This is a genomic window from Paenibacillus sp. FSL W8-1187, from assembly GCF_037965485.1.
Lineage (GTDB): Bacteria > Bacillota > Bacilli > Paenibacillales > Paenibacillaceae > Paenibacillus_O > Paenibacillus_O pasadenensis.
Window position 1 is genome coordinate 2,993,329 of the sequence record NZ_CP150181.1, and the last position, 12,603, is coordinate 3,005,931.

Here is a 12,603-nt window from a genome sequence, read left to right on the forward strand (position 1 = left end):
ACGCTTGGCATTCCTTCCAGTATTTCCTGATGCGCCCGAAAAAACAGGCCGATAGCCCCCTTTACCCGGAAAATGACAAAAAGAGCCCGCTGGTGGCAGGCTCCTCCGATAGAACGTATCGTATTTTCCGGTATAAACAAGTTAGGCAGTAGGAATATTGTATCGAATTCCAGCGCAGCGTGTCAACCGTTTTTGAGCGAGGCCGCTCAGCTGCTCGCCCCGAACGGACAGCGGGCGGCCCCGGAGACGCCCGCGCCCGCTCCCGCGGAAGCGCCGGCATGCGCCGCTCCAGCCGGGCAGCCCGCCGCTCCGGAGGCGGCCGCGGCTCCGAAGCCGCTCCGGCATTGCCGCTCCAGCCGCTCCAGCCGGGCCGGCTTGTCCTGCGGCAGCAGGCGCGGCGACAGCTCCAGCTCGCGCATCCCGGCATCATGCCAGACCGGCGTCAGCGAAGGCGACAGCGGCGGGATCAGCCAGGACCAGCGGGCGCTCGTCTCGCGGCCGCGCTCCGCCTCCTGCCGCTGGAAGCGGACGAACTGGTCGGCAGCCGTATGATGGTCGACGATGCTGACGCCTGCCTTGCGGAACGAATGCAGCACGGCAATGTTGAGCTCTACGATCGCGCGGTCCTTCCAGAGCGTCGTGTTGCTGCTGCGGTCGAGTCCGAGCGCGTCGGCGACGGCGGCGATCCGGTCATAGCGGCCCGGATCCCCGAAGTTGCGCGCGCCGATCTCCGTCTCCATGTACCAGCCGTTGAACGGAGCGGCCGGATAAACGGTCCCTCCGATCTCCAGCGCCATGTCGGAAATGATCGGCACGGCGTACCAGCGCAGGCCGAGCCGCCCGATGCCCTCATGCTCGGGATGCTCGATCGCCACCTCCGGCGTCAGATGCGCCGGGATCGGGAACCAGCGCGGCTCGCCTCCGCCCGCGCTGACGACGAGCGGCAGCAGGTCGAAGTCGCCGCCCGTCCCCCGCCAGCCGAGCTCCAGGCAAAGCGCCGTGAACGCATCCGATGCCGGATCGCCGCGGCGCTGCTCTCCCGGCCCGGCGGCGGGATAGCCGGCGTAGCGAAGCAGCTGGTGGTTCCAGACGCGGATGTCCGCGCCGGAATCCGCGCTTGGGAACACCGTCATGACCGGGCGGATGCGCCCGCCGTTCGCGGCCGTCTCCAGATGCCGCAGCAGCGCCCCCGCCGCTTCTTCCTCGGTCCGTACGCCGCGCGCGTCGATCACGTCGAGCGTCTGCCAGAACAGGCGCCCGATGCAGCGGCTGTTGTTGCGCCAGGCGACGCGCGCTCCCCAGACGAGCTCTTCCGCCGAGGGCTCGTATGCTTCTCCGCGGCCGATCGCCGCCCGGACTGCTTCTATCCGCGCCGCCAGGCGCTCCTCTTCCCATCCGTTCTCCATGCCGAACTGGCGGAGCCAGGCTTCCGCCTGCTCCTCCCTTCGGCTGCTGCCGCCGTTCATGCTGTCATTCCCCGCTTTCTGCCAGCCTTTCGGTAATGCGCCGCTTGCGATAGAGCATGATCGCGGATTCCGTCACGTTCTGGAGCATGCCGCGATTGATGAACGCCCCGAACACGAGTCCGGCGACCGGCACGGCCTGGAGCAGCTTCTTCCAGCCCCAGTTGTCCCGGTAGACGGCGATCACCTCGCGCCAGCCCTGGATGCGGGAGACGGCCTCGCCGGCCGCCTTGCCTCCATCCGCGGCGCTCTGCATCATCTCTTCCAGAATAGCACGTTTCCCGACAATATCCGAGGATGCGAACTGCATGACCTTGACCGTGAAGACGCGCTCCTCCTTGAGCGTCGGGTCGTAGCCGTAGCTGAGCGCGATTTCCTGAATCGCCTTGAGCGACAGGCCGAGCACCGCAGGCACGTCGATCGCCAGCGTGAAGAGGCCGCCGAAGCCGGTCGTCGCGCCCTGCGCGGTCGCGAATCGCGTGCGTTCCTCGGCGAGCTGGGCCGCTGCCGCATTCATCGCGGCCAGCGGGTAAGGTCCGTCGCCGCTTCCGCCCTGGCTGCGGTCCGCGGACCGCAGCAGCTCCCCGACCTTCCGTCCGGCGACGAGATACTTGCCGCCGTTCTGGATGTAGCCGCCCAGCTCGTCGAGCGCCAGGCCGAGCTTCTCGTGCACGATTTTCGGCGTCAGCCGGTCGAGCAGCTTGAACGGCAGCCGCGCCATCCGGTCCCAGATCATCAGGTTCTTCTGATCCTTTTCCCATCGCTCGATTTCCGCCAGCGCCGCCTGCAGCTGCTCTCGCGACTCCATCCGGCCCGCCGGCCGCTCCTCCTGTACTTCGCTCGTGTCTCGATCTGTCTCCATGCGTCGTCTTCCTCCTTCGGGATCGCCTGCCGCCGGCCCGGCTGTTCCGCCATGGCCGCGCGGTCCGTGCGCTGCCGTGCAATACGCAGCCGCATCGGGCGCGGTTCCGGACGAGCCGGCTTTACCGCGTATTACCCTGTATGCCCGATTCTGTCCCTTTTTCAGCCGAGCAGGACGGCCGGCTCTCCGCGATGGAGCAGTCCGAGCCGATGCAGCGCCCTCGTGCAGGCGACGTACAGCAGCTTGGCGTCCGCCGCTCCGTAAGCCTCGGCGCTCGCGTCGGCGACGAGCACGGCGTCGAATTCCAGCCCTTTGGACAGATAGGCCGGCACGACCGTCAGGCCGCCGCCGTAAGCGGGCTGGCGAGCATGGACGAGCGCCGCCTCGATGCCCGCCGACTCCAGCGCCGCATGGATGTCCGCGCACTCGCGCTCGGTGCGGCCGATGACGGCGATCGTCTGGAAGCGGCCTTCGCGCTGCCAGTCCGCGACAACCGCGGCCAGCCTGGGCGCCCAGCCGTCGGCGGAGACGCGCTCCAGCACGACGGGATCGCCGCTGCGGAACACCGGCACGGCCGGCTTGACCGCGCTGCCCATGCCCGCGAGGACCAGATTGGCGAAGTCGATGATCTCCGTCGTCGAGCGGTAGCTGCGGTCCAGCTCGAAATAACCGGCGCTGCCCTCGTCGAACCGTCCGCTCAGCTCGCTCCAGTCGGAGATGCCGGCATAGGCATGGATGCCCTGCTGCAGGTCGCCGAGCACCGTCATCGACGGCTGCTGCTGGCAGAGGCGGAGCGCCTCGAGCTGGAACGGCGAGTAGTCCTGCGCCTCGTCGATGACGATATGGTCGTAGAACGGCCGGCCGAGGCCGTGCAGGCGGATATGCAGGTAGACGAGCGGAGCGAGGTCCTCCGCCTCCGCTTCTCCTTGCTTGAGGCGGGCCGCCGTCGCCTTGGCGAGCGGCGCGGGCAGCAGCTGCGCCCCGCTCTTGCCCTCCAGCAGCTTGCGGTACAGCTGCGGAGCGCTGTAGGCGGGGATCCGTTTGGAAAAGGCGTTCAGCTTGGCCATCGCCTTCGAGCGCAGCTTTTTGTCGGCGACGCCCCGCTGCTTGAGCTCCGACTCGAGCCAGCGCTTGACGCGGCTGACGAGCCGCTCCCTGCGGCGCATGATCGACTCCTCGCCGTAATCCGTTTCATGCCATTCCTTCATCTTGGCGACGGTCAGCTTGAAGCCCGGCAGCGGCTCGAACGGCTCGGCCGGCAGCAGCGAAGCCTCCAGCTCCGCGAGCCGGCCGTCGAGCGCTTCCTTGAACGCCGCGCTGCCCTTGAGCCGGCCGGAGGCGGCGGCGTATTCCTCCTCCGCATGAGGCTGCTCGAACCAATAGGCGAGCGTCTCTACCGGCGAGCGCAGCATCACCTCGCGCTCCAGCAGCTCGATCGCCCAGTCGGCGAACGTCGTCTGCACGATGTCCCCGACGCCGAGCTCCGGCAGCACGCCGCTGATATAGTCGAGGAACATGCGGTTCGGCGCGAAGATGATCATCCGTTCCGAACGGATGCGGCCGGCGTACTGGTAGAGCAGGAACGCGAGCCGGTGCAGCGCGACCGTCGTTTTTCCCGAGCCGGCCACGCCCTGGATGAACAGCGCCAGGTTCTTGTCCGCGCGGATGATCTTGTCCTGCTCCTGCTGGATCGTCGAGACGATGTCGCGCAGCTTGTTGTCCTTGCTCTCTCCGAGCCGGTACAGCAGGAACTCGTCGGTGACGGCGTCCTCCTCCTGCCCGCGCACGAAGCTGTCGACGAGCCGCAGCAGCTCCTTTTGCCGGACCATCAGGTTGCGCTTGAGATGTACCGTGCCGCCGATCTCGCCGTCCGGCGAGTCGTAGGTTACCGGAGCCTCGCCCCCGCTGAAGGAATAGAACAGGCTCGCGACGGGCGCCCGCCAATCGATGACGAGCAGCTCGTCCGAGCCTGCGCGGGCGACGCCGGCCTTGCCGATGTACAGCGGCAGCGGCGCCGGCTTGCCTTCCTCTTGAAAGTCGATCCGGCCGAAATAAGCTTCCTTGCGGGCGATCTCGAGCCGCTGGCGGCGCTCCTCGCGCTGCAGGTCGAGCATCTGCTCGGTGAAGTCGTCTCCGGTATAGCGCGGGCCGATGCCTCCGAGCTGGCCCTTGATGTCCTCCACGGCTTCCGCGAGCCGCGTTTCTTCCGCTTGATAGGCACTTTGAGCGCTCATGGTCAGTTACCTCCTAAGGGATTCCAATGAAAAGCGAAAGAACACTATACCATAGCGCCGCTTGCGCCTGCAATAGCGGCATGAAGGGAATCCGGCGGCATGACTTGGTCACGGCGGGCTGGTTCCTGCGTCCTCTTTTTGGAGGGGGAGGCTTGCCCGGTCGGAAACGCGGCTCGTATACTCGAATGGATGAGGCTGGAAAAGCCGACGAAGGCGACGAAGGGGTGGCGGAAGCGATGATCGAGGTGCTGCTGGCGGACGACCAGAAGCTGATGAGGGACGGGCTGAGCACGATTCTGGGGCTGCGGGACGACATGACGGTGACGGGCGCGGCGGCGGACGGCGCCGAGGCGCTGGAGCTGGCCGTGCGGCTGAAGCCGCAGGTCGTGCTGATGGACATCCGCATGCCGGTCATGGACGGCATCGAGTCCGCGCGCCGCATCAAGCAAGCGCTGCCCGGCACGGTCGTGCTCATGCTGACGACGTTCGAGGAGGACGACTACATCATCGAGGCGCTCGCCGCCGGAGCGGCCGGCTTCCTGCTCAAGGACATCCCCGGCGAGCGGCTCGCCGAGGCGATCCGGCAAGCGGCGGACGGCTCCTACATGCTGCCCTCCTCCGTCGCCGGACGGCTGGCTGCCCGGCTGAAATCGGCCGGAGCGGCCGCCCAGGGGCTGATCGGCGCGAGCCGCGCCCGCGCCGGACGGCTGCAGCTCGGGGCCAAGGAGCGCGAGGTCGCCGCGCTGCTCGCCGCAGGCTGCGCCAACAAGGACATCGCCGCCCGCCTGTTCATGAGCGAGGGCACGGTCAAAAATTACGTCAGCGGCCTGTACGCCAAGCTCGGCACGCGCGACCGCACCGTCGCCGCGATCGCGCTCGGCGAATGGCTCGCGGAGAGCCGCGAATGAAGGCGTCCCGGCTGGCAAGGCGGCTCGCCTCGGCGCTGCTGCTGACGGCGATGGCCGCTACGGCCGTGCTCTATTTGGTGCCGCTGCAGCCGGGCGTCGCGCGGCCGGCGGAGATGTTCACGCTCAGCTTGCCGGAGCGCTGGGAGCTGCTCGCCGCAGACGGCCGCTGGATTCGGCTGGATCGGGCCGAGCGGCTGCTGGCCGAGGGCGAGATCCAGGCGGCAGGGGGCTTGGCGGCACGGGGCTTGGCGGACGGCGAGAGTGATCGCGATGGTGCGGCACGAGGCGAGGCGACAACGACAAGAGCCGAGGACCGCAGCGGCGGGGCGGACAGAGATGGCGCCGGGCAGCTCCACGCCGCCTCCGGCGGCTCGGACATGCGCCTGCCCGGCGAGGCGGCGGAGCGGTTCATCGTGCGGAGGACGCTGCCGGACGCGCTGGACCAGCCGCGGAGCTACCGCCTCTTTTTCCGCCAGCCGGGCGCGTTCCGCGTTACGCTGGACGGGCAGCCGCTGGCGGACTACGGCCCGCTGCCGGAGCAGGCGCCGCTCGCCGACCGCTGGCGGGCGGCGGAGCTGCCGCTCCGCCCCCAAGGACGGCTGCTCCAGCTCGAGATCGAGCCCGCCTCTCCCGGCTCGCTCGCCCTCGGCGGCATCGCCGCCGCGCCGGCGGAGCGGCTGCTCGACTACGCGCTGCGCGCGGACTCCGTCCGCTTCGCGATGGCGGCTTGCTACGGGATGCTTGCCGTCTTTTCCGGCATCGCCTGGCTGCTCGTCTCCCGCAGTTCGCTTTACCTGTATTTCGGCGCCATCACGTTTGTCTCCGGCTATTCCGCCTTGTTCGGCTCGTCGCTCTTCTATGTGCTCGCCGCCACGAGCCGCTTCTCGTACTTCAACGGCATCAGCAATCCGCTCATGGCTTGCGCGATCGCAGGCTTGCTCGGCCACCTGGCCGGAGCCGGACGGAGCCGGTTCCGCAAGCTGACGATGCTGTTCGGAGCGCTTGCGATCGCAAGCGCCGTCCTGTCGCTGACGAGTCCGTACCTGTATCGGACGCTGACCGAAGCCACGTTCGCCTTCATCCTGCTGTCCACGCCGTGGTATCTGCATGCGCTGCGCTGGGAATTCGGCCTCAGGAGCGGCGAGCTCGCCTGGCTGCGGACGGGGCTCGTCGCGCTGCTGCTCAGCGTCGCCGCCGACCGGATCGCGGTCGCGATGCCGTCGGTCTCGGTCTGGCTGGAGAACTCCCTCTCCGATATCGCGCTGATCGTGCTGCGCCAGCTCGTGCTGATCGCCGTCTTTGTGCTCATCTGCTGCATCGGGCTCGTCCTGCTGCTGCGCGAGAAGCGGCTGAGGCTCGAGTATCAGCGGGTGCTGGAGCAGCAGAACGAGGAGCTGCTGGAGCGCGACCGCATCAAGGACGGCATCCTGGCAGAGCGCTCCCGCATCTCCCAGGAGCTGCATGATCATGTCGGGCATACGCTGACCGCCTCTATCGTCCAGCTTGAGGCGTCCATCCTGCTGCTGGAGCGGCAGCGCAACGAAGGGCTGGACAAAGCCCGCCTTGCCCAATCGCTCGTACGCAAAGGCTTGGACGAAATCCGCGCGTCGGTGCGCGCGATGCGCGAGGAGGACGAGGAGCTGCGGCTCGCGCCGGCGCTCGAGCGGCTGTTCGCCGACGCCGAGGCGAATGCCGGCATCGTCGTCAGCCTGGAGCTGCGCCCTATGCCCCCGCTGCCGCGGGAGCTGACCTCGCTGCTCGTTCGAGCGGCTCGGGAGGGGCTGACGAACGGCCTGCGCCATGGCGCCGCGAGCCGCTTCCGCTGCCGCGTCGCGGCGGACGGCGGCATGCTCTCGTTCGAGCTGCGCAACGACGGACAGCCTCCGCGGCCCGAAGCGGCGGAGGGCTTCGGACTGCGGAGGCTGCGGGAAGAAGCGGAGCGCCTCGGCGGGCGGCTGCGTCTGGAGGCGCAGCCGGGCGAAGCGGCGCTGTCGCTCCGCATGCCGCTCGACTGCGGAGCGGCAGCAGGCAGCGACGCCGACGAGGCGGGGTGAGGGGCGGCCGTCGCCGCAGCATCAGGCAAAGGAGACCGATGCCTGAGACGCCGACTATGAGGCGGTCAAGGCAGCTCAATCGGCCGTTTCCGCAAAACGGGCGGTCACGGCGCTGGGGACGTCTAGTCTGGCAACCCCGGTCGGGAATAAGCGCGCCGCAGCCGGCGTTCGGTGCCGGCCAGCCGCGCGATCCAATACAGCATGCGCCAAGGCAGCCGCTTGCCTTTCGGCAGCCTGCCGGCGGGATGGCTCGCTGCCCGGGCATGCCAGACTGCCCGGTCCAGCAGCCGCTTCGGCAAGCCGTTCGACAGCGCCCGTCCTTCGCAGGCCAAGCCGTAGGCAATGTCGAGCGCCAGCCGCCGATTGTCGCATTGATTCATGGAGGAACCTCCTAGCGGTCATGTTCCTCTCCAGCATCTCACAGCGTCATGCGCCGTCCCAGCGGCGGGGAGCCTATTTCCTTCATGACCCGGTCATCGCTTGCCGGATATACCGTCATGGCTGGCTGAGTCGTAAGCTCCCGCTCCCTTTCACTTCCGGCAACAAGCAATGCGGAGCCGATTGGTCGCGCTAACTTCCCCTCGGTCTGACTCCTCCGCACTCCAGTTGCTCGGTTTTTCCGCGCAGCTCCCCTCGGTTTGCCTTCCCCGTGCGCCAGTTGCTCGGTTTTTCCGCGCAACTCCCCTCGGTCTGACTCCTCCGCACTCCAGTTGCTCGGTTTTTCCGCGCAGCTCCCCTCGGTCTGCCTCCTCCGCTCTCCAGTTGCTCGGTTTTTCCGCGTAACTCCCCCCGGTCCACCTCCTCCGAACGCGAGTTACTCGGTTTTTTCGCGCAGCGCAGCTCCGGCGCATCGGCTCAACCAGAGAGTCGACCTTGCCTGCCCTCGCGCAGCGGACTAGAATGCAAGCCTAAAAAGGCGTGATCTCTAACAACGACAAAAGCGAGCCGCCCCGACAGGGCAGCTCGCTTTTTTTTGTTCCTGCACCGTCAAGCTGCGGACGAGACAGGCCATTCTTGCTCCTGCACCGTCAAGCTGCGGACGAGACAGGCCAACCTTGCTCCTGCACCTTCAATCAGCGGACGAGCCAAACCAGCGCGCCAAGCGCTGCAACGCTCCAGACAGCGAGCAGCGGCACGCCGATGCGGAAGGAGGCATGCTTCGTCTTGTGCCGCCATGCGGACATGCCGATCCAAGCCCCGATGCCGCCCCCGAGGAAGCCTGCGGCAAACAGCCTTTTTTCCGGTATGCGCCGCCGGGACTTCCGCGCCGCCTTTTTGTCGATGCCGAACAGCGCGAACGCGTAGACGCTCATGGCCGCCGCATAAAGCAGGACCGCGCCTTGCCATCCATTCATCCGACCATCCCCCTCTCTCCTGCCCCTCGCTCAGCCCGGGCTCCTCGGCCGCACGCGGCTCGTCGCCTGGGCTTCCAGCGGATTCTCCGGCCAGTAATGCTTCGGATAGCGCACCTTGAGCTCCTTGCGCACCTCGAAGTACGTCGTGCTCCAGAAGCTTTCGAGGTCGCGCGTCACCTGCACCGGGCGCTGCGCCGGCGACAGCAGATGCAGCACGACCGGGAGCCGGCCGCCGCCGACGCGCGGCGTCTCCTTCATTCCGAACAGCTCCTGCAGCCGCACCGCGAGGAAAGGCGCCTGCGGATCGCTGTAATCGACCGGAACGCGCGAGCCGCTCGGCACCGTCAAATGCGTCGGCGCATACGAGTCGAGCTGCCTGCGCCGCTCCCAGCCGAGACGCGAGTCGAGCGCCTCGGCCAGCGGCAGCTTTTGCAAGCCGGAGGCGCTGCGAATGCCGGCGGCATGCGGCGCCAGCCAGTCCTCCAGCGTCGCGAGCAGTACTTCGTCGGACGCGTCCGGCCAGTCGGGCCGCACCGCATGCATGAGCTGCATGCGCGCCTGCAGCTGGCGCGTCTGGCGCGTCCACGGCAGCAGCCGCAAGCCTTCGCTGCGGATGCCCTGAAGCAGCGCCGCCGTCACCCGCTCCGGATCCGGACGGTCCAGCTGCGCCTCGCGCACGACAATCGCGCCGAGCCGGGTCTGTCTGCGGCTGCGCACCGCTTGCGCGGCGGCATCCCATTCGACGGTCTGCTCCGGCTCGAACAGCTCCGGCAGCAGCGCCTCCAGCGCCGCGAGCTCGACCGGAGCGGCCAGATCGATCCGGCTTTCCGTCCCGGCATCGTCGAGATCGGCGGCGACGAGATAGGCGGACGAGGAGATCGGCTGGACATTCGCCAGCGCCGCTCCGCGGCCGATCGCCAGCACATAGCGTCCGTCCGGGCGCCGCTGCGCGATCCGGTCGGGATAGGCGAGCGCGAGCAGCAGTCCGATGTCCGGCTGCTCCGCCCCGCGCGCGGCAGACGGCATGGAGCTGCCGCGCGGCGAAGCCTCGCCTGCCGTCCGCCCGGCTTCGCCGCCCGGCGTCCGCTCCGTTCCGGCCGCCGGAGCGGCCCTTCGCCTGTCCGCGCCCGGCGCCGAAGCAGCCGCTCGCCGCTCCGCCGCCGAGCCGTCCCGGCGCATCGCCTCCAGCGAGCGGCGCCACTGGCGCGCTTCCGCCGCGATGCGCGCAGCGGCGGCGGCCAGCGCCGGATCGCCGCCGCTCCCGCCGCCGCGGCCGGCGGCGCGCAGCGCCTCGACGCGCAGCCGCAGGTCGGCGCTGCGCTCGCCGCGCAGCAGATCGCGCTCGCCGAGCAGCGCCGCCAGCTCGCAGGCGGCCTCGCTCCAGCCGAGCCGCTCCGCCTCCAGCGCCATATGCGCGAGCCGCGGATGCCCGCCGAGCGCGGCCATGCGCCGGCCGTGCGGCGTAATGCGCCGCTCCGCCGTGAGCGCGCCGAGCCGCTCCAGCAGCGAGCAGGCCTGCTCGTACGCGCCGGACGGCGGCGCGTCCAGCCAGTCCAGCTCCGCCGGATCGGCCGTTCCCCACGCCGCCAGCTCCAGCGCGAGCGGCGCGAGATCCGCCTCCAGCAGCTCCGGCGTGCCGTAGGCCGGCAGCAGCCGATGCGCCTCCTCGCTCCACAGCCGCCAGCAGCGGCCCGGCGCGGTGCGCCCCGCGCGTCCGCGCCGCTGGTCGGCGGACGCCTGCGACACCGGCACCGTCTCGAGCCGCGTCATGCCGGTGCGCGGCGAGAAGCGCGGCACCCGCATCAGCCCGGCGTCGACGACGGCCCGCACTCCGGCGACCGTCAGGCTCGACTCCGCGATCGACGTCGCGAGCACGATTTTGCGCCTGCCGGGCGCGCAGGCGGCGACCGCCTCGTCCTGCGCCTGCAGCGGCATGCCGCCGTGCAGCTGGCGCGCGTCGACGCCAGCCGGCAGTCCGACCCGCCGCAGCTCGGACTCCGTCCGCCGGATATCCGCGATGCCCGGCAAAAACACGAGCACGTCGCCTTCCTGCTCGCGCAGAGCCTCGAGCGCCGCCGCGGCCGCCGCCTGCTCCAGCCGCGAGCCCGCGGGCCGAGGCCGATGGCGCGTCTCCACCGGATATTGGCGCCCCTCGCTCGCCAGCACCGGCGCTCCGCCGAGCAGCTCCGCCACGCGGCCGGCGTCCAGCGTCGCCGACATGACGACGAGCCGCAGGTCCTCGCGCAGCAGCGCCGCGGACTGCAGGCAAAGCGCCAGGCCGAGGTCGCTGTGCAGATGCCGCTCGTGGAATTCGTCGAACAGCACCGCTCCGTACGCCTCCAGCGCCGGGTCCTCCTGAAGCAGCCGCGTCAGGATGCCCTCCGTGACGACCTCGACGCGCGTGCGCGGCCCGACCTTGGTGTCGAGCCGCACGCGATAGCCGACCGTGCCTCCCGGCTCCTCGCCGAGCTGCCGGGCCATGTACGCCGCCGCCGAGCGCGCGGCGAGCCGCCGCGGCTCGAGCATGAGCACCTTGCGCCCGCCAAGCCAGCCTGCGCCGAGCAGCGCGAGCGGCACGCGCGTCGTCTTGCCCGCGCCGGGCTGCGCGACGAGCACGGCCCGGCCCTGCGTTTCCAGCGCGTCCAGCAGTCCCGGCAGGATCTCGTCGACCGGCAGCCTGCCTGATCCTTCCATCGTCCCACCTCTTTCCGTAGGCTTGCCCGCTCCGCTCAGTCGAACCACCCCTTGCGCTTGAACCAGGCGAACATGCCCGACGCGATCAGCCCCATGCCCGCCAGCACGCCGAAGTAGCCGTAGCGCCACTCGAGCTCGGGCATATGGATGAAGTTCATGCCGTAGATGCCCGCGAGGAACGTCAGCGGCATGAAGATCGTCGTGATGACGGTGAGCGTCTTCATGATGCCGTTCATCCGGTTGGAGCTGTAGCTCATGTAGCTGTCCCGCATGTCCGCGGTCATGTCCCGGCATGCCTCCAGCGTCTCCGCCTGCTTGAGCAGATGGTCGTAGATGTCGTGGAAAAAGGCCCGGAACTCCTTCAGCCCGGGAATCGCCTCGATCGTCGTCATCCGGTACAGCAGGTCGCGCATCGGCACGATCGTCTTGCGCAGGCGCAGCAGCTTGCTGCGAATCGCGAACACCCCGTCGATGCCGGTCCGGTCGGAATAGCCGCGGCTGCCGGGATCGGCGTCGAGCAGCTGATCCTCCAGCTCGTAGATCGACGGGAAATACCGGTCCACGAGCCGGTCCATGACCGCGTGCGCGACGGCCAGATGGCCGCTGCGGGGATGCTTGGGATGCACGGCCGCCGCCTGCCAGGCCGCGTCGATCTCGGCGCAGGCGGCGAAGCGGAACGTCACCGCGAAGTTCGGGCCGAGGAACAGGTTCACTTCCTGCACCTGAAGCGTCTCCGCCTCCAGCGCATGCAGGACGAAGAAATGGACGTCCTCGTAATGGTCGACCTTCGGCCGCTGCAGCAGATGCAGGCAGTCCTCGATGGCCAGCGGGTGAAAATGGAAATACTCGTCCAGCAGCCGGATCTCGGCCTCTTCCGGCTGTCCGATATCGGCCCAGTACCAGACCGGGTCCATCGTTTTAAGCTCGTCCAGCCCGACATCCTTGCGGAGTCGGCCGGTTGAATCCATCGCCATGATGCGCAGCATGCTCGCAGCTCCATTCTATTGATTCGCTTCCTAAATCATCGCTTGGG

Annotated in this window: 9 protein-coding genes; 2 read left to right on the forward strand and 7 right to left on the reverse strand. The window is 68.9% G+C overall.

What is annotated here, in order from left to right; all coding sequences use genetic code 11:
• Positions 1 to 206 precede the first annotated feature (206 nt).
• The 3 genes from NYE40_RS12995 to NYE40_RS13005 all read right to left on the reverse strand — a co-directional run bounded on the left by NYE40_RS12995 (position 207) and on the right by NYE40_RS13005 (position 4,559).
• The gene (locus NYE40_RS12995) at positions 207 to 1,466 is read right to left on the reverse strand and encodes a nitric oxide synthase oxygenase (protein WP_339278543.1); all 1,260 of its coding nucleotides are present in this window, start codon (positions 1,464 to 1,466) and stop codon (positions 207 to 209) included.
• 4 nt (positions 1,467 to 1,470) lie between these two features.
• Positions 1,471 to 2,325 (reverse strand): EcsC family protein, encoded by an 855-nt coding sequence (locus NYE40_RS13000; RefSeq protein WP_052332915.1) that lies wholly within the window; start codon positions 2,323 to 2,325, stop codon positions 1,471 to 1,473.
• A gap of 161 nt (positions 2,326 to 2,486) precedes the next feature.
• Positions 2,487 to 4,559: a UvrD-helicase domain-containing protein gene (locus NYE40_RS13005; RefSeq protein WP_153783705.1), complete on the reverse strand. Its 2,073-nt coding sequence runs from the start codon at positions 4,557 to 4,559 to the stop codon at positions 2,487 to 2,489.
• A 152-nt stretch (positions 4,560 to 4,711) separates the two neighbouring features.
• Here NYE40_RS13005 and NYE40_RS13010 point away from each other — a divergent pair, with 152 nt between their 5' ends.
• Both NYE40_RS13010 and NYE40_RS13015 read left to right on the forward strand, forming a co-directional pair.
• Positions 4,712 to 5,467 (forward strand): response regulator transcription factor, encoded by a 756-nt coding sequence (locus tag NYE40_RS13010; protein ID WP_228551525.1) that lies wholly within the window; start codon positions 4,712 to 4,714, stop codon positions 5,465 to 5,467.
• Positions 5,464 to 7,521 (forward strand): sensor histidine kinase, encoded by a 2,058-nt coding sequence (locus NYE40_RS13015; protein WP_339278544.1) that lies wholly within the window; start codon positions 5,464 to 5,466, stop codon positions 7,519 to 7,521. The genes NYE40_RS13010 and NYE40_RS13015 overlap by 4 nt, the downstream gene beginning before the upstream one ends.
• A 122-nt stretch (positions 7,522 to 7,643) precedes the next feature.
• Here NYE40_RS13015 and NYE40_RS13020 read toward each other — a convergent pair whose 3' ends face one another.
• The 4 genes from NYE40_RS13020 to corA all read right to left on the reverse strand — a co-directional run bounded on the left by NYE40_RS13020 (position 7,644) and on the right by corA (position 12,556).
• On the reverse strand, positions 7,644 to 7,901 hold the full coding sequence (locus tag NYE40_RS13020; protein ID WP_101809195.1) for a hypothetical protein: 258 nt from the start codon (positions 7,899 to 7,901) through the stop codon (positions 7,644 to 7,646).
• Positions 7,902 to 8,594: 693 nt separating this feature from the next.
• Entirely contained in the window at positions 8,595 to 8,876 is a 282-nt protein-coding gene (locus NYE40_RS13025; RefSeq protein WP_101809196.1) for a DUF1294 domain-containing protein, read from the reverse strand.
• Between the two features lie 30 nt (positions 8,877 to 8,906).
• Positions 8,907 to 11,570 carry an ATP-dependent helicase HrpB gene (hrpB, locus tag NYE40_RS13030; RefSeq protein WP_101809197.1) on the reverse strand — a complete coding sequence of 888 codons (2,664 nt, stop codon included), beginning with the start codon at positions 11,568 to 11,570 and terminating at the stop codon, positions 8,907 to 8,909.
• Positions 11,571 to 11,605: 35 nt separating this feature from the next.
• Positions 11,606 to 12,556, reverse strand: coding sequence for a magnesium/cobalt transporter CorA (gene corA / locus NYE40_RS13035; protein ID WP_028597342.1), 951 nt, complete (start codon positions 12,554 to 12,556; stop codon positions 11,606 to 11,608).
• Positions 12,557 to 12,603 lie beyond the last annotated feature (47 nt).

What these genes read in the sequence shown, in the direction of transcription:
- corA (WP_028597342.1), bottom strand. Translation starts at nt 12,556, where the DNA reads ATGCTGCGCATCATGGCGATGGATTCAACCGGCCGACTCCGCAAGGAT.
- NYE40_RS13025 (WP_101809196.1), bottom strand. Translation starts at nt 8,876, where the DNA reads ATGAATGGATGGCAAGGCGCGGTCCTGCTTTATGCGGCGGCCATGAGC.
- NYE40_RS13000 (WP_052332915.1), bottom strand. Translation starts at nt 2,325, where the DNA reads ATGGAGACAGATCGAGACACGAGCGAAGTACAGGAGGAGCGGCCGGCG.
- NYE40_RS13020 (WP_101809195.1), bottom strand. Translation starts at nt 7,901, where the DNA reads ATGAATCAATGCGACAATCGGCGGCTGGCGCTCGACATTGCCTACGGC.
- NYE40_RS13005 (WP_153783705.1), bottom strand. Translation starts at nt 4,559, where the DNA reads ATGAGCGCTCAAAGTGCCTATCAAGCGGAAGAAACGCGGCTCGCGGAA.
- NYE40_RS12995 (WP_339278543.1), bottom strand. Translation starts at nt 1,466, where the DNA reads ATGAACGGCGGCAGCAGCCGAAGGGAGGAGCAGGCGGAAGCCTGGCTC.
- hrpB (WP_101809197.1), bottom strand. Translation starts at nt 11,570, where the DNA reads ATGGAAGGATCAGGCAGGCTGCCGGTCGACGAGATCCTGCCGGGACTG.
- NYE40_RS13015 (WP_339278544.1), top strand. Translation starts at nt 5,464, where the DNA reads ATGAAGGCGTCCCGGCTGGCAAGGCGGCTCGCCTCGGCGCTGCTGCTG.